This window comes from Brenneria alni (assembly GCF_003666245.1).
In the GTDB taxonomy this organism is placed as follows: domain Bacteria; phylum Pseudomonadota; class Gammaproteobacteria; order Enterobacterales; family Enterobacteriaceae; genus Brenneria; species Brenneria alni.
In genome coordinates this window covers 14353-40273 of record NZ_MJLZ01000040.1, presented here as the reverse complement: position 1 = coordinate 40273, position 25921 = coordinate 14353, and the positions used below count along the sequence as shown (strand labels likewise).

At 65.0% G+C, this 25921-nt stretch carries 30 protein-coding genes; 26 read left to right on the top strand and 4 right to left on the bottom strand.

The window, feature by feature from the left end; genetic code table 11:
• A partial coding sequence (locus tag BIY29_RS15880; RefSeq protein ID WP_147437168.1) for a transposase occupies positions 1-146 on the bottom strand: 146 nt, incomplete at its 3' end.
• Between the two features lie 43 nt (positions 147-189).
• Between BIY29_RS15880 and BIY29_RS15875 the strand changes: the two genes are divergently transcribed.
• The gene (locus BIY29_RS15875) at positions 190-519 is read left to right on the top strand and encodes a DUF932 domain-containing protein (protein ID WP_476695673.1); all 330 of its coding nucleotides are present in this window, start codon (positions 190-192) and stop codon (positions 517-519) included.
• Between the two features lie 249 nt (positions 520-768).
• Here the strand turns inward: BIY29_RS15875 and BIY29_RS15865 are convergent, their stop codons facing one another.
• Positions 769-1782: an aldo/keto reductase gene (locus BIY29_RS15865; protein ID WP_121576044.1), complete on the bottom strand. Its 1014-nt coding sequence runs from the start codon at positions 1780-1782 to the stop codon at positions 769-771.
• Positions 1783-1884: 102 nt separating this feature from the next.
• Here BIY29_RS15865 and BIY29_RS15860 point away from each other — a divergent pair, with 102 nt between their 5' ends.
• The gene (locus BIY29_RS15860; RefSeq protein WP_205680359.1) at positions 1885-2766 is read left to right on the top strand and encodes a LysR family transcriptional regulator; all 882 of its coding nucleotides are present in this window, start codon (positions 1885-1887) and stop codon (positions 2764-2766) included.
• A gap of 68 nt (positions 2767-2834) precedes the next feature.
• Here the strand turns inward: BIY29_RS15860 and BIY29_RS15855 are convergent, their stop codons facing one another.
• A complete protein-coding gene (locus BIY29_RS15855; RefSeq protein ID WP_121576043.1) occupies positions 2835-3125 on the bottom strand; it encodes a helix-turn-helix domain-containing protein in 291 nt (96 codons plus the stop codon).
• A 176-nt stretch (positions 3126-3301) separates the two neighbouring features.
• On the opposite strand from BIY29_RS15855, the gene BIY29_RS15850 reads away from it, so the two are divergent.
• The 4 genes from BIY29_RS15850 to BIY29_RS15835 all read left to right on the top strand — a co-directional run bounded on the left by BIY29_RS15850 (position 3302) and on the right by BIY29_RS15835 (position 6166).
• Complete coding sequence (locus tag BIY29_RS15850; protein ID WP_476695672.1) at positions 3302-3775, top strand: DUF2958 domain-containing protein; 474 nt, start codon at positions 3302-3304, stop codon at positions 3773-3775.
• Positions 3776-4143: 368 nt separating this feature from the next.
• A complete protein-coding gene (locus tag BIY29_RS15845; protein ID WP_058148957.1) occupies positions 4144-4899 on the top strand; it encodes a DUF2285 domain-containing protein in 756 nt (251 codons plus the stop codon).
• Between the two features lie 125 nt (positions 4900-5024).
• A complete protein-coding gene (locus BIY29_RS15840) occupies positions 5025-5306 on the top strand; it encodes a helix-turn-helix transcriptional regulator (RefSeq protein WP_058148955.1) in 282 nt (93 codons plus the stop codon).
• A gap of 26 nt (positions 5307-5332) precedes the next feature.
• The gene (locus tag BIY29_RS15835; protein ID WP_121576042.1) at positions 5333-6166 is read left to right on the top strand and encodes a replication initiator protein A; all 834 of its coding nucleotides are present in this window, start codon (positions 5333-5335) and stop codon (positions 6164-6166) included.
• A gap of 162 nt (positions 6167-6328) precedes the next feature.
• On the opposite strand, the gene BIY29_RS20880 is transcribed toward BIY29_RS15835, so the two are convergent.
• A complete protein-coding gene (locus BIY29_RS20880; protein ID WP_276310296.1) occupies positions 6329-6457 on the bottom strand; it encodes a hypothetical protein in 129 nt (42 codons plus the stop codon).
• Here BIY29_RS20880 and parA point away from each other — a divergent pair.
• The 20 genes from parA (at position 6456) to BIY29_RS15725 (ending at position 25827) form a co-directional block, all read left to right on the top strand.
• Positions 6456-7094, top strand: a complete 639-nt coding sequence (parA, locus tag BIY29_RS15825; RefSeq protein ID WP_058148951.1) for a ParA family partition ATPase — start codon at positions 6456-6458, stop codon at positions 7092-7094. The genes BIY29_RS20880 and parA overlap by 2 nt on opposite strands.
• The gene (locus tag BIY29_RS15820; protein WP_071538376.1) at positions 7091-7342 is read left to right on the top strand and encodes a chromosome partitioning protein ParB; all 252 of its coding nucleotides are present in this window, start codon (positions 7091-7093) and stop codon (positions 7340-7342) included. The genes parA and BIY29_RS15820 overlap by 4 nt, the downstream gene beginning before the upstream one ends.
• Entirely contained in the window at positions 7339-7884 is a 546-nt protein-coding gene (locus tag BIY29_RS15815) for a DUF2840 domain-containing protein (RefSeq protein ID WP_058148947.1), read from the top strand. The genes BIY29_RS15820 and BIY29_RS15815 overlap by 4 nt, the downstream gene beginning before the upstream one ends.
• On the top strand, positions 7881-8468 hold the full coding sequence (locus BIY29_RS15810) for a S26 family signal peptidase (protein WP_058148946.1): 588 nt from the start codon (positions 7881-7883) through the stop codon (positions 8466-8468). Before BIY29_RS15815 ends, BIY29_RS15810 begins: the two co-directional genes overlap by 4 nt.
• 448 nt (positions 8469-8916) lie before the next feature.
• Positions 8917-10899, top strand: coding sequence for a relaxase/mobilization nuclease domain-containing protein (locus BIY29_RS15800; RefSeq protein WP_121576040.1), 1983 nt, complete (start codon positions 8917-8919; stop codon positions 10897-10899).
• Positions 10900-11124: 225 nt separating this feature from the next.
• Complete coding sequence (cml, locus tag BIY29_RS15795) at positions 11125-12312, top strand: CmlA/FloR family chloramphenicol efflux MFS transporter (protein ID WP_121576039.1); 1188 nt, start codon at positions 11125-11127, stop codon at positions 12310-12312.
• Between the two features lie 9 nt (positions 12313-12321).
• The gene (locus tag BIY29_RS15790; protein WP_121576038.1) at positions 12322-13263 is read left to right on the top strand and encodes a LysR family transcriptional regulator; all 942 of its coding nucleotides are present in this window, start codon (positions 12322-12324) and stop codon (positions 13261-13263) included.
• Positions 13260-13526: an EexN family lipoprotein gene (locus tag BIY29_RS15785; protein WP_476695671.1), complete on the top strand. Its 267-nt coding sequence runs from the start codon at positions 13260-13262 to the stop codon at positions 13524-13526. The genes BIY29_RS15790 and BIY29_RS15785 overlap by 4 nt, the downstream gene beginning before the upstream one ends.
• Positions 13527-13761: 235 nt before the next feature.
• Positions 13762-15756, top strand: coding sequence for a conjugal transfer protein TraG (locus BIY29_RS15780; RefSeq protein ID WP_121576036.1), 1995 nt, complete (start codon positions 13762-13764; stop codon positions 15754-15756).
• Positions 15753-16229 (top strand): CopG family transcriptional regulator, encoded by a 477-nt coding sequence (locus tag BIY29_RS15775; RefSeq protein WP_121576035.1) that lies wholly within the window; start codon positions 15753-15755, stop codon positions 16227-16229. Before BIY29_RS15780 ends, BIY29_RS15775 begins: the two co-directional genes overlap by 4 nt.
• Complete coding sequence (trbB, locus tag BIY29_RS15770; RefSeq protein WP_121576034.1) at positions 16226-17272, top strand: P-type conjugative transfer ATPase TrbB; 1047 nt, start codon at positions 16226-16228, stop codon at positions 17270-17272. The genes BIY29_RS15775 and trbB overlap by 4 nt, the downstream gene beginning before the upstream one ends.
• Positions 17273-17277: 5 nt before the next feature.
• Positions 17278-17649 (top strand): TrbC/VirB2 family type IV secretion system protein, encoded by a 372-nt coding sequence (locus tag BIY29_RS15765; protein ID WP_476695674.1) that lies wholly within the window; start codon positions 17278-17280, stop codon positions 17647-17649.
• Entirely contained in the window at positions 17646-17930 is a 285-nt protein-coding gene (locus BIY29_RS15760; RefSeq protein WP_121576032.1) for a VirB3 family type IV secretion system protein, read from the top strand. The genes BIY29_RS15765 and BIY29_RS15760 overlap by 4 nt, the downstream gene beginning before the upstream one ends.
• 12 nt (positions 17931-17942) lie before the next feature.
• Complete coding sequence (gene trbE, locus BIY29_RS15755) at positions 17943-20411, top strand: conjugal transfer protein TrbE (RefSeq protein WP_121576031.1); 2469 nt, start codon at positions 17943-17945, stop codon at positions 20409-20411.
• The gene (gene trbJ, locus BIY29_RS15750) at positions 20408-21145 is read left to right on the top strand and encodes a P-type conjugative transfer protein TrbJ (protein ID WP_121576030.1); all 738 of its coding nucleotides are present in this window, start codon (positions 20408-20410) and stop codon (positions 21143-21145) included. The genes trbE and trbJ overlap by 4 nt, the downstream gene beginning before the upstream one ends.
• A gap of 11 nt (positions 21146-21156) precedes the next feature.
• A complete protein-coding gene (locus BIY29_RS15745) occupies positions 21157-21459 on the top strand; it encodes a hypothetical protein (protein ID WP_121576029.1) in 303 nt (100 codons plus the stop codon).
• The gene (trbL, locus tag BIY29_RS15740; protein ID WP_121576028.1) at positions 21456-22850 is read left to right on the top strand and encodes a P-type conjugative transfer protein TrbL; all 1395 of its coding nucleotides are present in this window, start codon (positions 21456-21458) and stop codon (positions 22848-22850) included. Before BIY29_RS15745 ends, trbL begins: the two co-directional genes overlap by 4 nt.
• 24 nt (positions 22851-22874) lie before the next feature.
• Entirely contained in the window at positions 22875-23579 is a 705-nt protein-coding gene (trbF, locus tag BIY29_RS15735; RefSeq protein ID WP_121576027.1) for a conjugal transfer protein TrbF, read from the top strand.
• Positions 23576-24580 (top strand): P-type conjugative transfer protein TrbG, encoded by a 1005-nt coding sequence (trbG, locus tag BIY29_RS15730; protein ID WP_121576026.1) that lies wholly within the window; start codon positions 23576-23578, stop codon positions 24578-24580. The genes trbF and trbG overlap by 4 nt, the downstream gene beginning before the upstream one ends.
• A 2-nt stretch (positions 24581-24582) precedes the next feature.
• Positions 24583-25827, top strand: coding sequence for a TraB/TrbI/VirB10 family type IV secretion system protein (locus BIY29_RS15725; RefSeq protein WP_121576025.1), 1245 nt, complete (start codon positions 24583-24585; stop codon positions 25825-25827).
• The last annotated feature ends 94 nt before the right edge of the window (positions 25828-25921 follow it).

Genomic DNA, 25921 nt, shown 5'->3' with positions numbered 1-25921 from the left:
CTATTGAGTTGATGAACCCAGCGCTGCATCGCCGTTTTACCCACGCCCATAGCCTCGCAGGCCTGCGCAATAGAATAGCCACGATCAACCACAAGGCTTGCAGCTTCGCACTTAAACTCAGGAGAAAAAGCTTTTCGACCTTTCATTGGACACCTCTTATGTATTGGGGAAGTTTATCATCCTTAAGTCGTGTCCAAGATCATTAGGCCACATCAGGACGATGGCGAATCCGAAGTGTTCGCCCGCGCCGCGCTGGCCCTCAAGTACGACGACCCCAACAAGCCCGCGCCGATCACGGAAAACCAAATCCTGATGCCGCGCCGCTTCGACGACCGCCGCCCGGATTTGTGGAGCGTGTTCAACCGCACGCAAGAGAACCTGACCAAGGGCGGTCTGTCAGGGCGCAGCGCAAACGGACGCCGCCAGAGCACCCGCCCCGTGCAGAGCATTGACTCGGACATTCGCCTGAACCGCGCTCTGTGGCTGCTGGCTGATGGTATGCGCGCCCTCAAAGCCTGACCTTTCCTCTGCCGGAGGGGCGGTGCCCCTCCATTCCCTTGTTTCACTCGATTGGAGATTGACCATGAACGCCGTTACCACCACCGAAACCCAAGCCCTCGACATCCGCTCCAACGTGCTGCAAGCCGCTGACCCGAGCAAGCACATGATTCTGGTTCCGCTGTCGCGGATGGTGTTGCGCGCCACAGGCACGCAACGTGCGCAAGACGATCCCACGCATGTCCATCCCCGAACTGGCCGCATCGCCGCTCAGGAAGATGCCGCCTCGGGCACATTAGTGCCCATACCCTCGGGCAGCAGCGGCGCGATCTCGGCCAGTTCGTCCGCGCTTAGACGGAAGTCCGCCGCACCGAGCAGCCCATCAACCTGCGCCTGCCGGCGCGCGCCGACGATGGCGCCAGTCACGGCTGGTTGCCGCAGTACCCAGGCAATCGCTATCGCCGCAGGCGTCAGCCCGTGACGCTCGCCGATCCTGCGGAAGCCGTCAACCAGCGCCAGGTTTTGGGTCAGGCGTGGCTCCTGGAAATCCGGGCTGCGGTTCTTGCGCCAGTCGTCATCAGGTAGGCCGGTGATGCGCTCGCGCGTCATCGTGCCGGCCAGCAGGCCCGATTGCAGCGTGGAGTAGGCGATGACGCCAATACCGGCCTGCTCGCAGAACGGCAGGATGTCGGCTTCAACCTCGCGCATCAGCGCCGAGTACGGCGGCTGGAGCGACGCTATTTGCGTCACCGCTTGCGCACGTTTGAGCTGATCCACATCGAAATTGGACACGCCGATCGCGCGGATCTTGCCTTGCTGGCGAGCCTTGGCCAGCACCTCCAGCGCGGCCTCGATGCCTTCATCCGAGCCCTTCGGCGGGAAGGCGGGCCAATGAATCTGATACAGGTCGATGGTTTCGACCTGAAGGCGGCGCAGGCTGTCCTCGATCTCCCGCGCGAGCGAATCTGGGGCCAACGAGTGCGAAATCTGCCGGGTCGCGCGGTCCCAGACCAGGCTGCCCTTGGTGAACACAAGCGGGCGGCGCGAGGACGGTATGCGGCGCAGGAGCCGGCCGACGATCTCCTCGGCGTGGCCCAGGCCGTAGACGGCGGCAGTGTCGATCCAGTTCACGCCGCACTCCACTGCGTATTCCAGCGCAGCCAAGCTTTCTGCGTCGTCCTGCGCGCCCCAGCCGAATTCCCAGCCTGGCCCGGCGATAGCCCAGGTGCCAAGTCCGATGGGCGAGATCGTGAAATCGGCACTACCAAGTCTTTGCTGCCGCATGTTCAAACCTTTCGATGAATGAGAAAGCGTCAGTGTCACGCGATAGATAGAAAGCGATAAGCTGGATTATTCTTAATGAACTACTGAACAGTGTTCATCAATATGACGCCCGATCTGCACGAACTGGATGCCTTCGCGGCGGTGGCGCGGCATCGCAGCTTCCGCAAGGCTGCTACCGAGCGTGGTGTGTCTGCCTCGGCCTTGAGTCATGCTCTGCGTGGTCTGGAGGAACGGCTGGGCGTGCGCCTACTCCACCGCACCACGCGCAGCGTGACGCCGACGGAAGCGGGCCAGCGCCTGCTGGCGCGGCTCGACCCGGCTTTGCGCGAGGTTGCCGACGCGCTGGCGGACGTGATTGCCTTGCAGGCCGAGCCGGCCGGCACACTGCGTCTGAACGTGCCACGCCCAGCGGCTCGGCTGGTGCTGGCGCCGATGCTGGCCGGGTTTGTGGCGAAGTACCCGCACATGCAGGTGGACGTCGTGACCGATGATGGCCTGGCCGACATCGTGGGCGATGGATTCGACGCCGGTATCCGCTTTGGCGAGAGCCTGGCCGGAGATATGGTGGCGGTGCCGGTCGGGCCGCCGCAGCGTTTCGTGTGCGTGGCCGCGCCGTCCTACCTGGCTGCGCGCGGCGTGCCACAGACGCCGCGCGAACTGCATGGTCACGCCTGCATCGGCCGTCGTTTTCCGAGCGGCTACCGGTATGTTTGGGAGTTCCAGGCCAATGGCGAGCCGCTGTCCATAGAAGTCAACGGCGCGCTGGTCTTTGACGACGACGCGCCGATGATCCAGACCGCGTGCGACGGCGCGGGCATGGCCTACGTCTACGAGGCGATGGTGCGCGAGGACTTGGCTGCAGGCCGGCTGGTGGCGGTGCTGGATGACTTCGCCGCGCCGCCGGGCCGGTTCTTTCTCTACTACGCCGGGCGGCGGCACCTGCCCACGGCGCTGCGGGCACTGGTGGATTTCGTGCGGGCGTGATGGCGCAGGCCGCGCAAGCAGGCTCCGGGATACGCTTGTCAGATGTCGTGGTGCCGCGCCGGGGCGGCTTACGTTACGGACCCTGCGAGCTGGTCTTCCGTCGAGGCCATCAGTACGGTGGTACTACAGCCGAGTGCGCCAGCGATCTTGAAGATGATTGCCAACGTGGGCATGTGCTCGCCACGCTCTATCTTGCCCATATGGGAGCGCTCGATGCGGGCCAGGTTGGCCAGCGACTCCTGCGCCATGCCGCGCTCCATCCGCAGCGCACGCACCGCCGCGCCGAAGGCTTGGGCCAATTCGGCATCGAAGGTGGTGGCACCGGCCGGTCTGCCGGGTTGAACGGAGCGCTTCTGCATGGACAGAAGCGTCCGATAGAGAGACAATTAAAACCACGTTATCTTTAACTCTTTGAGCTGCATTCAGTACGCTTTTGTGCTTCTGCGGAAATCCGTATCCACGGGTTTCTCCACAACCGGAAAGCCACATCCGTGCCTTTTATGAGATTCACAATTCCGCATCCGCGTTTCTGTGCATGTACGAATTCGATTACTCGCGCATGCGCGCTTGTACCGGAAAACGCATATCCGGCTCTGCACTTTTGCGTTTTGTTCAGAAAGCGCAGCAACCGATTTCCAACCTCGTGGGGTTTGCGGCCATGCCACAGCCACTGACGACGCCCGACGAGCGGGCGCAACTGCTCGCCAACGGCGCGGCGCGCGCCGCCGGCCAGAACATCGACCCGCTGCCGGTGGTTCGACTGTTCACGCCGGATGCGCATGCGACCTGGCTGCTGGCCTCGCTCGACCCAGCCGATGGCGATACCGCGTGGGGGCTGATCGACCTCGGCATCGGTATGCCCGCACTCGGGACGGTCAAGCTGTCCGACTTGGCGGGCATCGTCGGGCCGCAGCAGCGGCCCATCCTGCGTGACCTGTATTTCCGCGCCTCGCGGCCGTTATCGGAGTACGTCCGGTTGGCGCAGCGCGATGGTTCGATCCCTGACTGACGCACCACCTGCGTCCTGCGGCGGGCCATCCATGCCCAGGCCGTTACGGCACATTGTGTCTTTTTGAGTCTGAGTTAAGACGGTTGAGGTCTGGATCAGCACTCTTGCACCAAGCGGGTGCGACCTTGGCCGAAACAGACAGGATGCGGGACATGGCTTGCGGCACGGTGTCCTATGCTGCAGCCCCATTCAGAGCTGCGTGGCCGTCGCACTCGGACCGCCCGTGCAAGGTTTCGGAGCCAATCAGTCTTGACACCCCTTTTTACCGCTCAAGTCCATGTTTTCTGATGACGCTCTGATGTCGTTAATGCCGTAGCTTTTGCATCTGGCGCCCTCGTCGACGTTCCTGTTGAACAGAAGGTTGCGTCATGGCTGACCGAAGCGCCGATTACTGGTATCCGACCGCCGCGTATCTCTACGTGCTGCACCTCGACGCTCCCGCGCTGGCCTGGGAGTACCTGCGCCGCCATCCCGACTACAGGCGCGACTGGCTGCGGCATCGCAGCAGGCCGGAGGCAGCACACGCCTGGGGGCTGCGCCTGCTGGAAGACCCGGCGCTGGATGCGCGCGACGCGCATCCAGCCTGGTTCCCCGACCATGACGCCGTACTCCAGCTCTACCCGGACGACGACCCACCGCCCGATGCTGACGCTTTCGAGTTCTGGCGCATTCCCGGCCATAAGCATCTGATCCACGATGGCAAGCGCTTGGTGTTGGTGGCACGCTGGCCCGGCTGCTGCGTGCGGCTCGCACTGGCAGCGTGCTTGGCCGACGGCATGGCCTATCTCTATGGCGTCCGCGCTTGTGCTGCGCCCTGCGGGCGCTACCGCACGATGGCGTCCGAACTGGACAAGCTTGCTGGGGTCGCCGAGACCGCGCCCTTGGCAGCGGCCCGCTCCCGGCCCACGCCTGCTGCGCTGCTGGAGCTGCACACCCTCCAGGCGCTCGACGCGACCCTGGCGGGCGCGTCCCTGCGAGAAACAGCCGCTGGACTCTTCGGCGCCGAAGCCGTTGCCGGCGGCTGGTACGCCGACGGCGGCCTGCGCTCGCGCGTGCGTCGTCTCGTGCAGCGCGGTCAATCGCTGATGCGCGGCGGCTACCGCCGCCTGGCACAGCTCGAATGACCTGGGGAGGGTCGCTTTGCCTTCACTGCAAAACGACCCTCTGCGCTTCGCACCTCTTTCTTGAGACTGCCTCCATCCGGTCGCGTTGTGTGGCCGGGCGTTCCTGACCGATGGAGGTTCTCACCATGCGACCCGCTCCCTTACGACCTGCCGCCGTTGCCGTCGCCACGCCAGCGCAGCCCCAACGCTATCTCACCAACGACGAGGCTGCTGACTACCTGCGGCTGTCGCCGCGCACGCTGGAGAAACAGCGCGTGATCGGCAACGGGCCGAAGTTCCGCAAGTTTGGCCGGCGCGTCATGTACGCGATGGCCGACCTCGATGCCTGGGCCGACCAGCGCAGCTTTGAGACCACGTCCGACCCCGAGTACGCCGAGCACCACTCGGCCGACAGCCGTGCGCGCTGATCGGTGGTTCGCCGGTGGCCATCGCCATGTCCAACGCACCGCAGGAGCGGGAACAGCTCGACCTGTTCCGCGCCTTGCCGGGCGACATGGCGCCGCGCGACAGCCAGGACTTGATGGCCTTTCCGTTCTTCTCGCTGGCGAAATCTCGGCGCACTACGCCGATCGACTTTCGCAGCGGCAACGTCACGATCCGCGTGGAAGGAACACTGGAACACGGCATCGCCACAATCTGGGATGCGGATATCCTGATCTGGGCGGCATCGCAAATCGTGGAAGCGCGCGATGCGGGCTTGCGCCCGTCGCGGCTGATGCAGGCCACGCCCTACGAGATCCTGCGCTTCATCGGGCGCGGTACGTCGCTGCGCGACTACCAGCGCCTCAAGGCTGCGTTGGATCGCTTGCAATCCACCACGGTGGCCACGTCCATTCGCGAAACGACCGGGCGGCGCCTGCATCGCTTCTCGTGGATCAACGAGTGGAAAGAGTTGGCCGACGCTCGCGGGACTCCGCTGGGTATCGAACTGATCCTGCCGGACTGGTTCTATGCCGGCGTGCTCGACGCGGCGCTGGTGCTCACCATCGACCCCGCGTACTTCCGGCTCACGGGCGGCATCGAGCGCTGGCTGTACCGCCTAGTGCGCAAGCATGGCGGCAAGCAGCCGGGCGGCTGGCAATTCGACTTTCAGCACCTGTACCGCAAATCGGGCAGCGTGGCGCGGTACTACGACTTCGCCGCCGATATGCGCGCGCTGGTGGCCCGGCAAACTTTGCCGGGCTATCAGTTGGGCATCGAGTACGTGTCCGGCATTTCTTCGCCGCTGTTGACGTTCCGGCCCGTGCCGTCCACGGCACGGGGATAACTGCGGGACAAGCTGTGGACAGGCTCGTGCTATCAGGCAACAGAGGTATCGTGCTATCAGGCAACGAATCCTCGTGCTATCAGGCAAAAAAAACGGCCGCTAAGCCAATAACGGCGCGGGTTCCGGCGGCCCTTAACTTACCTAACTTAAATTCTCTAACTTTTAGTAGAAGCGCGTCGTTTCAGTGGACAACTGCCGAAAGGCAAAGAGCACAGCAACCCGGAAGGCAAAACAAAACTCGTTTTGCAAAGCAAAAGCAGGCTGGCTTTCCAGAATGGAGGGCCGCGCCATGATCATTGCCTTGCTCAATCAGAAAGGCGGCGTGGGCAAGACCACGCTCGCCACGCATATCGCGGGCGAATTGGCGATGCGGGGCCAGTCGGTCATTCTGTTGGATGCCGATCCGCAGGGTTCATCACTGGACTGGACGCAGCGCAGAAGCCAGCAAGGGCTGCCTAGGCTGTTCAGCGCCGTCGGCCTGGCACGCGAAACGCTGCACCAGGAGGCCCCAGAACTCGCCAGACGGGCCGATCACGTCATCATTGACGGACCACCTCGTATCGCCGCCTTGGCGCGCTCCGCGCTGCTGGCGGCCGAGCGTGTGCTGATCCCGGTGCAGCCCAGTCCCTACGACCTGTGGGCCAGTGCCGAGATGGTGGCCTTGATCCGCGAGGCGCAGGTGTTCCGACCTGCGCTACGCGCGGCCTTCGTCATCAACCGGCGCGTCAGCACCACCATCATCGGCCGGGAGGCGCGGCAGTCGTTGGCCGAACAGCCGCTGCCTGCACTGCGTTCGGAAGTGCGCCAGCGCATTGTCTTTGCTGACAGCGTGGCCGCCGGCCGGCTCGCCCGCGAAACGGCGCCCGACAGCGCCGCTGCGCGCGAGATCGCCGCACTGACCGACGAACTGCTGCGGTGGCCGACATGACGAATACGCGCGGCAAACGCATCGGCATTGGCGCTCGTCCGCCTGCGAATCCGCACGTTGAGGCGTGGATTCGCCAGGGCGACGCCGACGCCTTGCAAAAGGGCGACCTGTACACCGCGCGCCTGACCCTCGACATCACGCCCGCCATGCGAGCGCGCATAAAGGTGTCCGCCTTCACGCGTGGCGTGACGGTGGCCGAACTGCTGCGCGCACTGCTGGAACGCGAGTTTCCGGAGAACTCCCAATGAACGTACAACCTTCGGCGGCCACGGCTACCACAACCGACACGAATCCGCCTTCGCTCGCGACGCTCGCTAGACGGGCCGGCACCGTACCGTTGACCCGCGTATCGCTCGCCTACGTCGAACGGCGCATCGACCTCTACCTGCGGTTCGGCGAACCGTCACGCATCATCCGGATTGACCAGTGGCGCCGTGTGGCGGTGTTCTTGGCGGGAGCCGTGTTTTGCCGCATCCGGTGGCAGGCCAATGACTACGGCACGATCCGTTGGGAACTCATGGTGATGCAGGCTTGCACGTCGCTGGATGCGGCGCAGCGTATCCCCGGCGTGCTGCCCGGCGCGCGATTGCTGCTGCACGCCGACGGTGAACCCGCTGTCCGCGCTGTGTTTGCGCAACTCGACGCCATTGAGACGCTGGGCATTGCGCCAGCCGACGTGTCGCCCGCCTACTGGCGCACGCTCGGCAACCGGCTCGCTGCGCGCTTGCCGCTACCGGAATACACCGCCGAGCGACATGCTGCCTGGCTGGCCGGGAGGGCGTTGCCATGACTACGCTTTCCACCTCCAGCATTGCACCGCATAGTCGCTCACGCCTGCGCGCTCGCATCGTGCTGACGGGCTTCGCCGCTGCCGGCCTCGCTGCGCTGGCCTGGGCCGCGTTCGTGTCGCCTCTGCCGCGTCTGACCTATAACCCGTCCGACAGTGTGGCAGTCGGCTGGTACCGCATTGAGCCGTTCGGCCATCGGGCCGTTTTGCTGCCACGTCCGTTGCCCGTGGACAGCATCGTGCTAGTACCACTGCCGCCCGAAGCTGCTGCACTCGCTGCGCAGCGCCACTACCTGCCGACGCACGTCCCGCTGCTCAAGCGTGTGGGTGCCGTGTCACCGCAGGAGGTATGCGTCGCGGACGGCATCGTTCGCATCGACGGCGTGCCTGCGGCCACCTTGCTGCCGACCGACCGGTTGGGCCGCCTTCTGCCATCCTGGCAGCAGTGCCGCCGCCTTGAACCTGGCGAACTGTTCCTGTTGAGTGTGACCAACCCGGCGTCGTTCGACAGCCGCTACTTCGGGCCGATCGCTGCATCTACCGTGATCGGTGTTGCGCATCCGGTCTGGCTGGAGAGACGCCCATGATGGTTGCCGATTCGCTGCACGATCTCGTGCATCTCATCGTGCCATCGGGTATGGCGTTCCGCTGGTCATCACCGTGTCGTCGCGCGTGCAGTGCGTGCGCATTCGCACCGCACTTCGCGCAACATCCGACACCGTCATCCTACGTGCAGGCGTGTTGCCTCGAACGCGCCCGGCCTACGACCGTGGAAGCGTTCGCCGGCGGGCTGGCTGTGGGTCGCGCAGCACCGCCGGGACGCCGAGGCCCGGAGCGACAGCGAAGGGCAAAGGCGGAAGGCAAGACAAAAGGACGCGGCACTAGGCCGCGTCGAAAGCCAGTCTGCACGTGGGGTTTGGACAGCACGACGCGGCTTTGCCGCCGTGCCGCGTGGGGCGCGAGGGTCGCGCCAATGCAAGCATGTCCGCGTGCTTCGCACGCCCGGACACGCCAGAACTTGCGGGGATCGCAGCCATGACCGACCGTCGCGACGATGACTTCCGCGTGCGCCCCAGCGCTCCGAAGAACCGGGGCAAGGGCCAGGGACAGAGCTTCGTTTCCAAGGTGCTCAAGCAGACGGGCAAGGCCAGCGGCGGCAAGTCTTCGATGCGCCATTCCGCAGGCAGTGGCGGCGCACGGGCAGGCCAGCGGCCCGGCTCACGACTTGGGCGCGGCCACACGGCGGCGCGTTTCGCGGGAGAGAAGCTGACGCCCATGTCGCGGCGCGTGACCATCAAGACCCTGCTGGTCAATCAGCGCAACGCCAGCCCGCAGTCGCTCGCCAAACACCTGCGCTACATCGAGCGCGACGGCGCCGGCCGCGATGGTGAACCGGGCCGAGCCTATGGGCCACAGACCGACGAAGCCGACCTTGATGCCTTCAAGGAGCGGGCCGCCGACGACCGGCACCATTTCCGCTTCATCGTTTCCCCGGAGGACGGGGCCGAGCTGGATGACCTGCGCACCTACACGCGGCACCTGATGAACCGCATGGAGGCCGACTTGGGCACGCGCCTGGAATGGGTAGCGGTCGATCATTGGAATACGGACAACCCGCATACGCACCTCATCGTGCGTGGGTGCGATGACGCCGGCAAAGACCTCATCATTGCGGGCGACTACATCGCCCACGGTTTCCGCCACCGCGCCGCCGAGTTAGCGACCGAATGGCTGGGGCCGCGCACCGAACTGGAGATCCAGCAGACCATGCAGCGCGAGGTGGAGCAGGAGCGGTGGACGAGCCTGGATCGCACCCTGCAACGTGAGGCCGGCGACGGCGGCCAGGTTCGGATCGAACGGTTCAACGAACCGAATCTGCAACGCCAGCGCCTGCTGTTGATCGGTCGGTTGCAACGCTTGCAGCGCCTGGGCCTGGCTGACGAGACAAAGCCTGGCACCTGGGCCATCCTTGATGATGCCGAGAAGACCTTGCGCGCCCTGGGCGAGCGTGGCGACATCATCCGCACGATGCAGCGGGCCATGAGCGGCCAGCCGCGCGAGTTGGCGGTGTTCGAGCCGGGCGACGACGGCCGTACCGTCATCGGCCGTGTCGCCGCCAAGGGGCTGGCTGACGAGCTGCATGACCGCGGCTATCTGGTCATCGACGGCGTGGACGGCAAGGCCCACTACGTCGCGTTGAACGCCCGCGACGAGCTGGCGAACTATCCCACCGGCGCGGTGGTGGAGGCGCGCGGTTCTGCCGAGGTGCGGGTGGCCGACAAGAACATTGCCGCGCTGGCGAGCGATGGCCTGTACCGCACCGATCATCACCTAGCGATCGAACAGGGCCGGGCCAAGCCCGGACGCGATCCGCAGGAGGTTGTCGCGGCCCATGTCCGCCGGCTGGAAGCCCTGCGCCGGGCTGGCATCGTGGAGCGCGTGGCTGATGGGTTATGGAAGGTGCCGGACGACTTGGCCGAGCGTGGCCGCCAGTACGACGCGCAACGGCTGGGCGGTATCGCCGTGGAACTTAAATCGCATCTGCCCATAGAGCGGCAGGCACGCGTGATCGGTGCGACCTGGCTGGATCAGCAGTTGATCGGTGGCGGCAAGGGGCTGGGCGACCTGGGCTTTGGCAGCGAGGTCAAGAACACCTTGCAACAGCGTGCTGACTTCCTCGAAGTACAGGGGCTGGCCCAGCGGCGCGGGCAGCGGGTGATCCTCGCCCGGAATCTGCTGGAAACACTGCGCAATCGGGAGCTCGCGCAGACAGCCAGGGACATTGCCACCGAAACCGGCCTGGAGCATTGCCCCGTGACCGACGGCCAGCGCGTGTCCGGCATCTACCGGCGCAGCGTGATGCTCACCAGCGGACGCTACGCGATGCTCGATGACGGCACGGGCTTCAGCCTGGTGCCGTGGCGCCAGGTTATCGAACAGAGACTCGGGCAGCAACTTGCCGCGACGGTTAGCAGCGGTGGCGCTTCTTGGGAGATAGGGCGGCAGCGCGGCGTGTGAGCCTTAGCATCTTGCTTCTATGTCTGTCTAGTGCTAGCGCGAGAAGTTGGTTAGACTTTACAAATCAACGGTATTTAAAGGACACATACGTGGGAGCAGGCCCGTCCACAGATCGCTAAGCCGCAACAACTTCATTAGCTAGTTGTTGCGGCGATCTCCTCGATCTCGATATTACAGAGCAGGCAGATCGCCGCCAGATTTCCAATTCTGAGCGGATGCTTTGCCATGTCTAAAAAAATTGCCCAAGCTTGGGCGTACTCTTTGCCATCAACGTTGGCGTTGATGGTTCCTTTCGATCTCCTCGCCTCCCTGGCAATGGATGTGTATCTGCCGGTTGTTCCGCAGATGCCGGTCGCCCTGACCACATCCCAGTCTCTTATCCAATTAACGCTGAGTGCCTATATCCTGATCCTGGGATTGGGCCAGATCATTTTTGGGCCAATTTCGGATTGGATTGGCCGACGCCCGGTGGTGTTGGGGGGAGCCGGGATCTTTGCCATCGCATCGTTCCTGCTGGCGATAGCAAGCAGTGGGGGAGAATTTCTTGCTCTTCGTGTTTTTCAAGCCTTGGGGGCTTCGGCAGCGCTTGTAGGTACTTTTGCCACTGTGCGCGATGTCTTCGCCGACACGCCGGAAAGCACCACCATCTATGGTCTGTTTGGTTCCATTCTGGCCTTCGTACCGGCTTTAGGACCGATACTTGGGGCAGTCGTCGCGCTCACCTTAGGGTGGCGGGCAATTTTCGCCATGCTCGGTGTAATGGCTGTTCTGGCGCTTTTTCACGCGTGGCCTCGATGGCATGAAACTCGCCCTAAGAATACGTGGCGGCAGGGGCCGACCATTTCTTCCATCCTCAGAAGCCAATCCTTTTGGGTCTATACCGTTGGCTTTGGGGCAGCAATGGGCGCTTTTTTCGTCTTCTTTTCCATTGCCCCCAGGGTGTTGATCGATGAGGCTGGTTGGAGCCAAGTTTCATTTAGCTTGGCTTTTGCCTCAGTCGCATTGGTGATGATTATTACCACGCGATTTATCGGCATATTCGTAAAGAAATGGGGTATCCCAGGTTCTTTTGTTCGGGGCATTTTCGTCATGGCCGGGGGCGCCATTGTCCTCGGAGTGCTGTCGATTTTAACGAAGGCGAGTTTCGTCAGCTTCGTTATGCCCATGTGGATAATTGCCGTTGGGATTGTATTCGTGGTTTCAGTCACGGCAAATGGTGCTCTTCGGGATTTCGGAGATGCGGCTGGAACCGCGGTCGCCATGTATTACAGCATTCAGAGTCTGATCGTCAGCGGTTTGGGTACCTTGTCAGTCCTGGCTCTCGACGGCGCTACCGCTTGGCCATTGGTGGCTTATTGCCTTGTTATGTCTACAGTGGGCATAGCTGGCTATGCAACCTTGAAGCAGAAATGAGGAGGCACTATGGAACTCCGACATCTGCGCTGCTTTTTGGCCGTGGCCGAGGAACTGCATTTCGCCCGTGCCGCCGAGCGGCTGCACATCGAGCAATCGCCGCTATCTCGCGCCATCAAGGAACTGGAAGAAGAACTGGGCGTGGTGCTGTTCGCACGCACCACACGCAGCACTCGGCTGACCCGTGCGGGCAAGCTATTCTTTGAGCATGTGCCGCGTGTCTTCTCTGCCTTGCAGCAAGCGCGCGACAGCGTGAAGGCGGCCGCCAACGGTTTCCACAGCCAATTGCGCATTGCACTATCCGACGGTATGACGCCCTCGCGTCTGCCAGCCTTGTTGGCACTGTGTCGGCAGGAAGAACCCGAGGTTGAAATCCGCTTCTTCGAGGTGCCGCTGTCGCAACAGATCAAAGGGCTGCACGGCGACCTGTACGACGTGGGCTTTGCCCGCGCTGATGAGGTCGGTGATGGCCTCATTGCCGAGCCGGTATGGAGTGATCCGCTGATGGTGGCCGTGCCGGCACGGCATCCCCTGCTGGCCCACAAGCGCATCCCCTTGGAAGAGCTGCTGCGCTATCCCCTGGTGCTGTGCGATCCGCAGGCGTGCGAGGGCCATGCCCGGCAGGTGGATCGTGTGCTACGCCGTGTGGACATGGAACCGCTGGTGGCTGAACGGGTGGCGTCCTGCGACCTGATGATGGCGCTGGTGTCCGCAGGCATCGCCCTGGGGCTGACGGGCTGCGCGCACATCTTGGCCAGCCAGGAACCTGGCGTAGTGGCACGGCCACTGACAGGCCGTTCACCGTTGCTGACGACCTACTTGCTGCGCCCGGAAGGCGAGCCTTCGGAAATGCTCGCCCGCTTCATCGACCGTGTGCAGGCCATCGAATCACCCGAAGGTAGCAGGCCCACGCCGGGTCTTGATGCCGACTCCCTGGAGGAACCCGCATGATGAGAAACTCCATTCCGTTCCTACTGGCCGTGGCATTAACCGCTTGCGGCCAATCGGAAACGCCCAAGCAGGCCGAGGTGCCGACCGTGGAGGAACTGGCCGCCGATCCGGCACTGCTGAAGGAGCTGCGCCAGCAGTGCAAGACTGATCGCGCCAGGCTTGGCGACGTGCTGTGCAATCGAGTCGCCGAGGCTACGCGCAAGCGGTTCTACGGCGATGGCAAGACCCCATACACACCGCCGAAGGATCCGCCCAAGTTCTGATCGCGGTCGATTCAACAACACATTCCGTTTTCTCGCCATACACGCCGCAATGCGCCTGCGCTTGCGGCGTTTTTCTTTGGCTCGACGCTGCGCGAATTCTTCCTTTTTTCTAGACCTTTCTCCCGATAACGGTCTTTGACCGGCACCGACCCAGCACCGATTCTCGCGTCATGCGGCACGTCCTTGTGCCGCGTGTGAACGAGGAATCAGCGCAGAGGAAATCGGAGGCCAGTCAATGCAAGCTCAGGGCGTGCTGTTCGGGCAGATCGCGGTTGTTTTCAGCATCGTGATCGCGGGTGTGTGGAGTGCAACGCAATGGACAGCCGCCGCTCTGGCCTACCAACTACGCCTTGGCTCGCCGTGGTTCGACTTCTTTGGAACCCCGGTCTATCACCCCTGGCGGCTGTTTGAGTGGTGGTTCTTCTTCGATGCCTACGCGCCGCACGTCTTCGACATAGGCGGTGCCATTGCGGGCGGCAGCGGCCTGATCGCCGTAGTGGTTGCCATCGCCATGTCGGTGTGGCGCTCGCGACAATCGCGCCTGGTCACAACCTACGGCTCGGCACGTTGGGCCAACACCGCCGACATTCGCAAGGCCGGGCTGGTGCAGTCTGCCGGCGTCTTTCTCGGTCTGCATGACGGGCAGTACCTGCGCCACGAAGGCCCGGAACACGTCCTGACCTTCGCGCCCACACGCTCGGGCAAAGGTGTGGGCCTGGTGGTGCCGACCTTGCTGTCCTGGCCTGCATCGGCAGTGATCCACGACATCAAGGGCGAGAACTGGCAGATCACCGCTGGCTGGCGTTCGCGCTTCTCGCATTGCCTGCTGTTCAACCCCACCGATCCGCAGTCGGCCGCGTACAACCCGCTGCTGGAAGTGCGGCACGGCGCGCATGAAGTGCGCGACGTTCAGAACATCGCCGACATTCTCGTTGACCCTGAAGGCGCGCTGGAGAAGCGCAATCACTGGGAGAAGACCAGCCATGCGCTCCTGGTCGGCGCCATCCTGCATGTGCTCTACGCGGGCGAAGACAAGACGCTGCGCGGCGTCGCCAACTTCCTCTCCGACCCCGCGTGCCCGTTCGAGCTGACGCTGCATCGGATGATGACGACGAAGCATCTGTGCGATGCACCGCACCCGGTTGTCGCATCGGCCGCGCGTGAAGTGCTCAACAAGTCGGACAACGAGCGGTCGGGCGTGCTCTCCACCGCGATGAGCTTCCTGGGCTTGTACCGCGACCCGACGGTGGCCGAGGTCACGTCGCGCTGCGACTGGCGCATCGCCGACCTGATCGCGTCCGAATCACCTGTGTCGCTGTACTTGGTGGTGCCGCCCTCGGACATCAGCCGCACCAAGCCGTTGATCCGGCTCATCTTGAACCAGATCGGGCGGCGCCTCACCGAATCGCTCGATGGCAGCGACGGTATCGAACGCCGCCACAAGCTGCTGCTGATGCTTGATGAGTTTCCGGCGCTGGGGCGTCTGGATTTCTTCGAGACGGCGTTGGCCTTCATGGCCGGCTACGGCATCCGCAGCTTCCTCATCGCGCAGTCGCTCAACCAGATCGACAAAGCCTACGGCCAGAACCATTCGATTCTGGACAACTGCCATGTCCGGGTGACGTTCGCCACCAACGACGAACGCACCGCCAAGCGCATTTCCGAAACGCTGGGCACAGCCACCGAACTGCGTGCGCAGCGCAACTACGCCGGCCACCGGCTCGCGCCGTGGCTGGGCCATCTGATGGTGTCGCGCCAGGAAACCGCTCGCCCGCTGCTGACGTCGGGCGAAGTGATGCAGCTTCCGCCCGACGAAGCAGTGGTGATGGTGTCCAGCGTCGCGCCGATCAAGGCGAAGAAGCTGCGCTACTACGCCGACGCCAATTTCAAGCAGCGCGTGCTGCCGCCGCCCGCGCTCGCGGCCGGGCAGTACGCCGACGTGCCACCGGCCCGCGCCGACGACTGGAGTTGCCTGGCGATTCCGGCCGTGCCAGCCGCATCACCCACTGCGTCCGCCGATGAGCTGGGTCGCACCGACGACGGCGGTCCACGCCGCCAACCCGAACTCTCAGAAACCGTTGCCTACGACCCAGAGCTGGAACACACGTCCAACGATCTGTCGCTGCTCGATGACGACGACCTATTGCCGCTTCCCCGCCAGCTCGATCCCGCCATGCAACGCACGGCGCGGCTGGCCTCTCTCGACCCCAACGACGGAATCGACCTATGAGCCAATACCGCCTTAATCTGTTCATCCAACACGAGCACGCCAAGCGGCTGGAAGAACTGGCCGCCAAGAAAGGCGTCTCGAAATCCAGCATCGTCGCGGCGGCGCTGGCGTCGTGGCTGTCGCCGGACGCGGGCGACCAACGCGAGGCCGCCATTGCCAAGCGGCTGGATCGCCTGTCGCGGCAGACCGAGCGCCTGGAGCGCGATCAGAACATCCAGATCGAGACGCTGGCGCTGTTTGTCCGCTATTTCCTGACCGTCAGCACGCCGGTGCCCGAGGCGCATCAAGACGCAGCCCGCGCTCAAGGCAAAGCGCGTTTCGAGCAATTCATCGAACAGCTCGGCAGGCACCTGCTGCGCGGCCGGAGCCTGGTGCGCGACGTAGTGGAAGAACTGCATCCCGATCCGATGCGGATGGATGACGCGGAGGCGCTCGCCGAAGCCCATGAACGTGCTACGGAGCGTGCCTCATGAGCGCCGTTCCGCAGACCCCGCCCGAACCACGCTCGTCGGCCAGCACTTCACAGGATCGCCGCATCCAGATGCTGCGCACGGCAATGGGGCCGCTGATCGCCGCCGCGCTCGAAGACCCGGACGTGGTGGAAATCATGCTCAACCCTGATCGCACCCTCTGGGTCGATCGGTTGTCGTCGGGCCGTGCGCCGCTGGGCGTCGAACTGCCCGAGGCCGATGGCGAACGCATCATTCGCCTGGTGGCCGCGCATGTCGGCGCGGAAGTGCATCGCGGACAACCACTGTTGACCGCCGAGCTGCCGGAAACCGGCGAGCGTTTCGAGGGCATCTTGCCGCCGGCCGCGCCGGGGCCAGCGTTCGCGCTGCGCAAGCGAGCCGTGAGCATCATCGGACTGGATCGCTATGTGGCCGACGGCATTCTGACTGCCGGCCAGGCGGACTTCCTGCGCCGCGCTGTGCGCGAGCGTCAGAACATCCTGATCGCTGGCGGTACCAGTACCGGCAAGACCACGCTCGCCAATGCCTTGCTCGCGGAAATCGCTGCCACGGGCGACCGCGTGCTGGTGCTCGAAGACACCATCGAGCTGCAATGCGCCGCTCGCGACCATGTGCCGCTGCGCACGCGCGCGGGCGTGGTGTCGATGCAGGAGCTGGTGCGCGCCACGATGCGCCTGCGCCCTGATCGCGTGATCGTCGGCGAGGTGCGTGGCGGCGAGGCACTTGATCTCATCAAGGTGTGGGGCACCGGCCACCCCGGCGGCATCGCCACGATTCACGCCGGTTCCGCCTTGGGCGCGCTGCTTCGCCTGGAGCAACTGATTCTCGAAGTGGCGGTGAATCCACCGCGCGCGTTGATCGCCGAGGCCATCAACGTCGTCATCCACATCGCCGGGCGTGGCCGCAAGCGCCACGTCGAAAGCATCGCACGAGTCGTCGGTTTCGACGGCGCGGGCTATCGCACGGCGGATGCGCTGGAAACGCCGTTTCCCGAGCTGCCGCCAGTTCCTTCCCCGTCCCCTGACCCCTCTGGAGAACTGCCATGACGCAGATGCACATTCAAGCTTTCCGCATTTCCGTAAATCCGGCTTCGGCCTTCGCGCGTCTGCGGCGCCTGGCCGCGCCGGCGCAGCACGGCCTGCTGCTGGCCGCCGTCATGATGACGGCTAGCACCGCGCAGGCCGCCGGTTCCAGCATGCCCTGGGAAGGCCCGCTGACCTCCATCCTCGAATCCATCCAGGGGCCGGTGGCGCGCATCGTCGCGGTCATCATCATCATTTCCACCGGCCTGGCGCTGGCCTTCGGCGATACCAGCGGCGGCTTCCGCAAGCTGATCCAGATCGTGTTCGGTCTGTCCATCGCGTTCGCGGCGTCCTCGTTCTTCCTGTCGTTCTTCAGCTTCTCCGGCGGGGCCGTCGTATGAGCGCCGCTAACGAAGGAACGCCGGGCTTCGCGTCCGGCTTCGAGATTCCGTTGCATCGCTCGCTGACCGAACCGATCTTGCTAGGCGGTGCGCCGCGCACCGTGGCGATTGCCAACGGCACGCTGGCTGCCGCCGTCGGGCTGGGCCTGCAACTGTGGGTTCCCGGTGTGGTGCTCTGGATCGTCGGCCATTCGCTGGCGGTGTGGGGTGCGCGCGTCGATCCGCAGTTCATGCAGGTCTTCGCCCGGCACATCAAGCACAAGCCGCTGCTGGACGTGTAGGGGGCCGCCGCCATGCTGAACCTTGCCGAATACCGCCAGCGCCCGGCCTTGCTCGCCGACTGGCTTCCGTGGGCCGGGCTGATCGCGCCGGGCATCGTCTTGAACAAGGACGGCAGTTTCCAGCGCACGGCGCGCTTTCGCGGGCCGGATCTGGACAGCGCCACACAGGGCGAACTGATCGCCACGTCGGCACGGCTCAACAACGCGCTGCGCCGGCTGGGTTCGGGCTGGGCGTTGTTCATCGAAGCCGAGCGCCGGCCGGCGGCGGACTACCCGCACTCCGACTTTCCCGAACCGCTGTCCTGGCTGGTGGACGAGGAACGCCGCGCCGGATTCGAGGAATCGGGGCATCACTTCGAGAGCGGTTATCACCTGACGCTGGCTTACCTGCCGCCCGAGGAATCGCGCGCCCGCGCGGCCAAGCTGCTCTACGAGAACGCGCCCGGCGATGGCGTGGACTGGGGCGGTCGGCTCGATGCATTCGTGGCGGAAACTGATCGCGTCTTCGACTTGCTTGATGGCGTGATGCCGGAAATCGCCTGGCTCGATGACGCCGAGACGCTGACCTACCTCCACGCCACGGTATCCACGCGGCGCTATCCGGTGGCCGTGCCGGAGGTGCCGTTCCATATCGACGCGCTGCTGGCCGACTCCGCGCTGGTCGGAGGCCTGGCGCCCACGCTGGGCGACCAGCACCTGCGCGTGGTGTCGGTGCGGGGCTTTCCGACCTCGACCTGGCCGGGCCTGCTGGACGACCTCAACCGCCTGGGCTTCGCCTACCGCTGGAGCACGCGCTTTCTCTGCCTGGACAAAGCCGAAGCGGAAAAGGAACTCGGCCGCCTGCGTCGCCAATGGTTCGCCAAGCGCAAGAACGTCATCGCGCTGCTGCGCGAAACCATCTTCCAGCAGGAAAGCCCGCTGGTTGATACCGACGCCAGCAACAAGGCGGCCGACGCGGATGCCGCGATGCAGGATCTGGGTGGCGATCAGGTTGCCTTCGGTCACTTCACTGCAACGGTGACGGTGCTCGATGCCGATCCGGCCGCGGCCGACGAGAAGCTGCGCATGGTGGAGCGCGTCATCCAGGGCCGGGGTTTCGTGACCATCCCCGAAACGCTGAACGCCGTGGATGCGTGGCTGTCGTCCATCCCCGGCAATGCCTACGCGAATGTCCGCCAGCCCATCGTCTCGACGCTGAACCTGGCGCACATGATGCCGCTGTCCGCCGTATGGGCCGGGCCGGAGAAGAACGACCACCTGGACGGCCCGCCGTTGATCGTTACCCGCACCGATGGCGCCACGCCGTTCCGGCTGGTGACGCACATCGGCGACGTAGGCCACACGCTGGTCGCCGGCCCGACCGGTATGGGCAAGTCGGTGTTGCTTGCCATTCTGGTGCAGCAATTCCGCCGCTATCGCGGCTCGCGCGTGTTCGCCTTCGATATGGGCCGCTCGATGCGCGCCACCATCCTGGGCCTGGGCGGCGAGCACTACGACTTGGGCACCGATGGCGGCATTGCCTTCCAGCCGCTCGCGCGTATCGACCGGGAAAGCTATCGCTCCTGGGCGGGGGAATGGGTGGCAGGCCGCCTGCTGCATGAGGGCATGACGGTCGGCCCGGACGAAAAGGCGGTCATCTGGTCGGCGCTGGGCAGCTTGGCCGGGGCGCCTGTTGAGCAGCGCACGTTGACCGGGTTCTCGGTACTGCTGCAATCGAACGCGCTACGGCAGGCACTTGCGCCCTATGTGCTCGGTGGCGCGCACGGCAAGCTGCTGGACGCGGACACCGATCGTCTCGGCTTCGGTGACGTGCAGGGCTTCGAGATGGAAGAACTGATGCACAGCCCCGCCGCCGTGCAAGCGGTGCTGCGCTACCTATTCGCCCGCTTCGATGAGCGTTTCGACGGTGCGCCCACGCTGCTGATTCTCGATGAGGCGTGGCTGTTCCTCGATGAGCCGTCTTTCGCCGCGCGCATCCGCCAATGGTTGAAGACGCTGCGCAAGAAAAACGTGTCGGTGATCTTCGCCACGCAGTCGCTCGCCGACATCAAGGATTCGACCATCGCGCCCGCGATCATCGAGAGCTGCCCGAGTCGGATTTTCTTACCCAACCCGCAGGCGAACGAACCGCAGATTCGCACGATCTACGAGGGCTTCGGCCTCAACAGCCGGCAAATCGAGATCGTCGCCACCGCCCAGCCCAAGCGCGACTACTACTACCAATCGCGCCTCGGCAATCGCCTGTTCGACCTCGACCTGGGGCCGGCCGCGCTCGCCTTCGCGGGCGCATCCACACCGCAAGACCAACGCGACATTGACCGCGTGCTGACGCAGGCCGGTGCTCCCGGCTTCGCCGGTGCTCCCGGCTTCGCCGGTGCGTGGCTGCGCCATCGCGGCCTCGACTGGGCCGCCGACCTGCTGCCGTCCTCGCCGGCGGCGGCTTCGTTCCTCGCTTCTCAACCGTTGGAGGTTTCGCTATGAAGACCCGTGTGCTTTCCGCTTCGCTCGCCGCCGCGCTGGCCGGCTCGCTGATGCTTACCCAGCCGGCGGCGGCGCTGACCTTCGTTGATCCCGTCAACTTGGTGCAGAACACGCTAACCGCCATCCGCACCCTTGAGCAGATCAACAACCAGATCAATCAGCTTCAGAACGAGGCCCAGATGTTGATAAACCAGGCGCGCAATCTCGCGAGTCTGGACTTCAACATCGTCAACCGCCTGCGCTCCACGCTGGCCACTACCGAACGCCTGATCGCCGAGGCGCAGGGACTGGCCTACGACGTGCAGAGCATGGATGCCACGTTTGCCCGTCTGTACCCGGAGCAGTACGCCGCGACCATCAGCGGCGACCGCATGGCGCAAGACGCCCGCGAACGCTGGAAGAACACGCTCGATGGCCTGCATACCGCGATGCGGATGCAGGCGCAGGTGTCGCAGAACCTGGCGCAAGACGAAAGCGCGCTGGCCGACCTCGTGAGCCAGAGCCAGTCGGCCACCGGCGCCTTGCAGGCGCAGCAGGCGACCAATCAGCTTCTTGCCTTGCAGGCCAAGCAGTCCATCCAGTCCCAGCAGCTCCAGATCACGCAAGACCGCGCCGCGTCGCTGGAACTGGCGCGGCAGGCGGCGGCTACCGAGCGCGCCCGCGAAGTGCGGCGGCGCTTCCTCGGCACCGGCACGCCGTACACGCCGCAGTCCGTCAATTTCTACAACAACTGACGGAGGCGGCCATGCGATGCGCTTCCGTCTTGTCGGTTTCGCTACTGACCGTACTGCTGGCCGCTTGCGGCCAGCAGTCGGCCGAGAGTCTGGCCGACGCTTTGACCGCAGATCCCGTGCGGCTCAAGGCGTTGCGTGCGCAGTGCGCGGCCGACCGGCAGGCCGTGGGCGAAGACGACTGCCGCGCCGCCGCCGAAGCCTTCCGGCGGCGCTTCTTCTCCGGCCAGGCCGGGCCGGATGAATACCGGACGCTGGCCGAGCTGCCGCCGATTCCGGCGAGCTTCGATGAACCCATAGGAGAGGACGCGCCATGAACGACGTGACCATCATCGACCGCTTCCTCGATACGTTCTCGCGCTACATCGACTCCGGGTTCGGCTTGCTGCAAGGTGAAGTGGCGTTCCTGACCGCCACGCTGATCGTCATCGACATGACCATCGCCGGCTTGTATTGGGCCATGAGCCACGCCACCGGCCTGGGCGAGGACGTGATCGTCAAGCTGCTGCGCAAGGTGCTCTACGTCGGTGCCTTCGCCTACATCATCGGCAACTTCAACTGGCTGGCTGGCATCGTCTTCCGCTCGTTCGCCGGGCTTGGCCTGACGGCCACCGGCTCGACCATGACGATGGACAACTTCCTGCAACCGGGGCGGCTGGCCAAGACCGGCATCGACGCCGGTGCGCCGATCCTCGACCAGATCGGCGACATGGCGGGCTTCCCCGAAGTCTTCGTGAACATCGACCCCATCGTGGTGATGTTCCTCGCCTGGCTCACCGTCATCCTGTGTTTCTTCGTGCTGGCGATCCAGCTTTTCATCACCCTGATCGAGTTCAAGCTGACCACGCTCGCCGGCTTCGTGCTGGTGCCGTTCGCGCTCTGGAACAAGACCTCGTTCCTCGCCGAGAAGGTGCTGGGCAATGTGGTGTCCTCGGGCATCAAGGTCTTGGTGCTGGCCGTCATCGTCGGCATCGGCTCGGGCCTGTTCGCCGAGTTCCAAGTTCACCCCAACGAACCCTCCATCGACCACGCCCTTGTCGTGATGCTGGCCTCGCTCGCGCTGCTGGCGCTGGGCATCTTCGGCCCCGGCATCGCCACAGGCCTCGTCTCCGGTGCGCCGCAGCTTGGCGCAGGAGCGATGGCCGGTGCTGCCATTGGCGCCGCCGGCACGGCCGTTGCCATTAGTGCTGCCGCAACCGGGGTGGGCGGTGCGGTCGTGGCCGGCGCACGCATGGCGCCTGCGGCTGCCAAGCTGGCCGGCGCCGGTGCGCGTGCCGCCACCTCGGCGGCCGGTAGCGCCAAGTCGGCATTCCAAGCCGGTTCCGCCGCTGCAGGCGGCGGGGCCAAGGGCGCGATGGCCGGCTTGGGCAATGTCGCCAAGACCGGTGCGCAGGCTGCCGGGCGCAGCGTCGCATCCGGGGCGTCCGGCGCTGCGCAGAAGATCACCGGCTCTTTCCGCGCTGGATGGAACGGTACAGAGGCCGGTGACGGCGCTGCGTCCGGTGCGGCTGGCTCCGGCCAGGCAGCCGCAGGGGAAGCCGCAGACAGCGCCGCCAGCTCGCAGAAGCAAGAGCAGCCCGCATGGGCCAAGCGGATGCACCGGCGCCAGCAGATCACCCATGCCGCGACCACTGCCGCCCACACGCTGCGCGGTGGCGATGGCGGCGGCTCCGGGCAAGGCCCGAGCCTGCGCGGCTCCGACGACTAAAGCGATTCACAAGGAGAACTGACCATGCGATTCAAACGACCGCAGGTGCGTTATGCCGATACGCCGCAGCCTGCCACCCCGTATCAAGCCGCCGCCCAGGTGTGGGACGAGCGTATCGGCTCGGCCCGCGTGCAGGCGAAGAACTGGCGGCTGATGGCCTTCGGCTGCCTGGTGCTGGCCTTGCTGATGGCCGGCGGCCTGGTGTGGCGTTCGGCGCAGTCCATCGTGACGCCCTACGTCATCGAAGTCGATCAGTCCGGCCAGGTGCGCACCGTGGGCGAGGCCGCCACGCCGTACCGGCCTGCCGATGCGCAGATCGCGCATCACCTGGCCCGCTTCGTGACGCTGGTGCGCTCGCTGTCCATCGACCCCATCGTGGTCCGGCAGAACTGGCTCGATGCCTACGACTACACCACCGACAAGGGCGCGGCGGTGCTCAACGACTACGCGAGCAAGAACGATCCGTTCGCCCGTGTTGGCCGCGAGTCGGTGACGGTGCAGATCACCAGCGTCACGCGCGCCAGCGATGCCTCGTTCAACGTCCGCTGGACAGAACAGCGGTTCGTCAATGGCGCGCCCGCTGGCACCGAACGCTGGAACGCCGTGCTTTCTACCGTCCTGCAAACCCCGCGCACCGAACAGCGCCTGCGCAAGAACCCGCTGGGGATCTACGTCAACGGCCTGTCGTGGAGCCGCGAACTGGATTCTTCCGAAGGAGCCACGCCATGAACCTGCCTTTCCGCTTTTACGCTTTGCCGTTGATGCTGCTGGCCTCGACTGTCTTGTTCTCGGGCTGCGCCTCCCAGGGCAAGCCGCCGCCATCCATCTCGCTCGATGAACCGGTGCAGGCGCAGCCGCTGCCCGAGCCGCCCAAGCCGGTCGAAGTCGTCGCCGTGCCCGAGCCGCTGGCGCTACCGGCGCAGTTGAAGCCGCTGCCGGAAGTCGATGCGGCCACGCCCGCACCGGAGCCGGCCGACGAGAAGGTGCGCGTCTCGCGCGCCAATGCAGAAGCGCGCATCGCGCCGACTCGCGAGGGCTACGTCAACGCGATTCAGGTGTGGCCGTACAGCGACGGCGCGTTGTATCAGGTCTATGCCGCGCCGGGGCGCGTCACCGTGGTTTCGCTCCAGCCCGGCGAGGAACTGGTGACTGTCGCTGCCGGCGACACCGTGCGCTGGATCGTCGGCGACACGTCCAGCGGCAGCGGTGATGCACTGCGCGTCAATGTGCTGGTCAAGCCCACCCGCTCGGGCCTGAAAACCAATCTGGTCATCACCACCAGCCGCAGGACGTACCTGCTGGAACTGACTTCCACGGAAAAGGCATGGATGGCGTCGGTGTCATGGGACTACCCGAAAGACCGGATGCTGGCCTTGCAGTGCCAGTCGCAGGCGGCCAGTGCCGCCGCGCCGGTCGATACCGGCCTGGCGCTGGAGAAGATCCGCTTTCGCTACGCGATCAGCGGCAGCAATCCGCCGTGGAAGCCGCAGCGGGCCTTCGATGATGGCGAGAAGGTCTATATCCAGTTCCCGCCGGGTATCGCCCAAGGCGAACTGCCGCCGCTGTTCGTCATCGGTGCGCAGGGTGATGGGCAACTGGTGAACTACCGTTTCCGCCCGCCTTACTACATCGTGGATCGCCTGTTCGGCGCGGCGGAACTGCGCCTGGGCGGGGACAAGGGCGACGTGGTGCGGATCGAGCGCACCGACGGCGTTGCGCGGAGGAACTGACCATGAGCCAGGACGACACTCCCGACCTCGCCGCGCCACAGGCGGCGGGCAAGATCGCACCCGAAGCGGTAGCGCTGCGCGCCCAGCCGCGCCCGGTCACGCGCCTGAACCGGCGCACGCTGGCCATCCTCGCTGGCGGCCTATCGGTCGCCGTGCTCGGCGCGCTGATGTGGTCGCTGCAACCGCAGCGGCGCGGGGCCAATGAGCAGACCGAGCTTTACAACGTCGATCGCGTCTCCAAGTCGGAAGGACTGGACGCGCTGCCGGCGGACTACTCCAAGCTGCCGCCGGCCTTGCCGCCCGCGGTGCCCGAGCTGGGACCGCCACTGCCGGGCGATCTTGGCCCCGCCATCGTCAAGTCGCAGCAGCCCGTGACGGCTGCCTACGCGGCCCCCGGTCACGACCCCAACGATGCGCTGCGCAAGGAAGCCGAAGCGGCCGCAGCATCGTCCGTGTTCTTCCGCTCAGGCACGCAGAGGGCTGCTGCGGCGGCGCAGTCGCAGGTCGCCGCCGCTCCGGGCTTCGCCGCCAATGCGGCGTTCGACCCGATGGCTGCCGGGCCAGCCTCCACACCGGCGCAGCCTGCCGACCCGACGGCGGTACAGAACCAGCAAGACCAGAAAGAGGCGTTCCAGAAAGCCGGAACCGCGGAAACCCGTAATTCCGGAAATCTGCAAATGCCGGCTTCGCCGTATCAGGTGATGGCCGGGACAGTCATCGCCGGGGCACTGGTGACGGGCGTCAAGTCGGATTTGCCGGGCGACGTGATCGCCACGGTGACGGAGCCGGTCTATGACACGGCTACCGGGCGCTTCCTGCTGATCCCGCAGGGTTCGCGCATCCTGGGCCGCTACAACAGCCAGGTCAGCTACGGGCAGAGCCGCGTGCAGGTGGTGTGGAATCGGATCATCCTGCCCGACACGTCTTCGCTCACGCTCGACAACCTGGTCGGAGCCGACCCGGCCGGCTATGCCGGGCTGGAAGACGACGTGGACTACCACTGGGGCCGCATCTTCGCTGGCGCAGCGTTGACCACGTTGCTGGGCGTCGGCGCCGAGTTGGCCGCGCCCGAGAACCGCCAGGATGGCGACCGCATCATCATCGCTGGGCGCGACAGTCTGCAGGACAGCGTGAACCAGGTCGGGCAAGAGATGACCGGGCGCAACTTCAACATCCAGCCGACGCTGACCGAGCGGTCGGGCCTGCCGGTGCGCATCATCGTCAACCGCGATCTGGTATTCCGCTAGCGGAATACCAAATCGTATGCCGTGTCCAGAACTATGCCGAGTCGGATGTTCATATGCTTCCTTTCAGAGGTGTCCCAGCGGAACTTGGTCGGCA

Coding starts and splice junctions, on each gene's coding strand:
- BIY29_RS15780 (WP_121576036.1), top strand. CDS start 13,762: ATGCAAGCTCAGGGCGTGCTGTTCGGGCAGATCGCGGTTGTTTTCAGC.
- BIY29_RS15785 (WP_476695671.1), top strand. CDS start 13,260: ATGATGAGAAACTCCATTCCGTTCCTACTGGCCGTGGCATTAACCGCT.
- trbJ (WP_121576030.1), top strand. CDS start 20,408: ATGAAGACCCGTGTGCTTTCCGCTTCGCTCGCCGCCGCGCTGGCCGGC.
- BIY29_RS15865 (WP_121576044.1), bottom strand. CDS start 1,782: ATGCGGCAGCAAAGACTTGGTAGTGCCGATTTCACGATCTCGCCCATC.
- BIY29_RS15765 (WP_476695674.1), top strand. CDS start 17,278: ATGCACATTCAAGCTTTCCGCATTTCCGTAAATCCGGCTTCGGCCTTC.
- trbF (WP_121576027.1), top strand. CDS start 22,875: ATGCGATTCAAACGACCGCAGGTGCGTTATGCCGATACGCCGCAGCCT.
- BIY29_RS15760 (WP_121576032.1), top strand. CDS start 17,646: ATGAGCGCCGCTAACGAAGGAACGCCGGGCTTCGCGTCCGGCTTCGAG.
- BIY29_RS15835 (WP_121576042.1), top strand. CDS start 5,333: ATGTCCAACGCACCGCAGGAGCGGGAACAGCTCGACCTGTTCCGCGCC.
- BIY29_RS15815 (WP_058148947.1), top strand. CDS start 7,339: ATGAACGTACAACCTTCGGCGGCCACGGCTACCACAACCGACACGAAT.
- BIY29_RS15790 (WP_121576038.1), top strand. CDS start 12,322: ATGGAACTCCGACATCTGCGCTGCTTTTTGGCCGTGGCCGAGGAACTG.
- BIY29_RS15810 (WP_058148946.1), top strand. CDS start 7,881: ATGACTACGCTTTCCACCTCCAGCATTGCACCGCATAGTCGCTCACGC.
- trbG (WP_121576026.1), top strand. CDS start 23,576: ATGAACCTGCCTTTCCGCTTTTACGCTTTGCCGTTGATGCTGCTGGCC.
- parA (WP_058148951.1), top strand. CDS start 6,456: ATGATCATTGCCTTGCTCAATCAGAAAGGCGGCGTGGGCAAGACCACG.
- BIY29_RS20880 (WP_276310296.1), bottom strand. CDS start 6,457: ATGGCGCGGCCCTCCATTCTGGAAAGCCAGCCTGCTTTTGCTTTGCAA.
- BIY29_RS15860 (WP_205680359.1), top strand. CDS start 1,885: ATGACGCCCGATCTGCACGAACTGGATGCCTTCGCGGCGGTGGCGCGG.
- trbB (WP_121576034.1), top strand. CDS start 16,226: ATGAGCGCCGTTCCGCAGACCCCGCCCGAACCACGCTCGTCGGCCAGC.
- BIY29_RS15745 (WP_121576029.1), top strand. CDS start 21,157: ATGCGATGCGCTTCCGTCTTGTCGGTTTCGCTACTGACCGTACTGCTG.
- BIY29_RS15820 (WP_071538376.1), top strand. CDS start 7,091: ATGACGAATACGCGCGGCAAACGCATCGGCATTGGCGCTCGTCCGCCT.
- cml (WP_121576039.1), top strand. CDS start 11,125: ATGTCTAAAAAAATTGCCCAAGCTTGGGCGTACTCTTTGCCATCAACG.
- BIY29_RS15725 (WP_121576025.1), top strand. CDS start 24,583: ATGAGCCAGGACGACACTCCCGACCTCGCCGCGCCACAGGCGGCGGGC.
- BIY29_RS15775 (WP_121576035.1), top strand. CDS start 15,753: ATGAGCCAATACCGCCTTAATCTGTTCATCCAACACGAGCACGCCAAG.
- BIY29_RS15855 (WP_121576043.1), bottom strand. CDS start 3,125: ATGCAGAAGCGCTCCGTTCAACCCGGCAGACCGGCCGGTGCCACCACC.
- trbE (WP_121576031.1), top strand. CDS start 17,943: ATGCTGAACCTTGCCGAATACCGCCAGCGCCCGGCCTTGCTCGCCGAC.
- BIY29_RS15850 (WP_476695672.1), top strand. CDS start 3,302: ATGTACGAATTCGATTACTCGCGCATGCGCGCTTGTACCGGAAAACGC.
- BIY29_RS15840 (WP_058148955.1), top strand. CDS start 5,025: ATGCGACCCGCTCCCTTACGACCTGCCGCCGTTGCCGTCGCCACGCCA.
- trbL (WP_121576028.1), top strand. CDS start 21,456: ATGAACGACGTGACCATCATCGACCGCTTCCTCGATACGTTCTCGCGC.
- BIY29_RS15800 (WP_121576040.1), top strand. CDS start 8,917: ATGACCGACCGTCGCGACGATGACTTCCGCGTGCGCCCCAGCGCTCCG.
- BIY29_RS15845 (WP_058148957.1), top strand. CDS start 4,144: ATGGCTGACCGAAGCGCCGATTACTGGTATCCGACCGCCGCGTATCTC.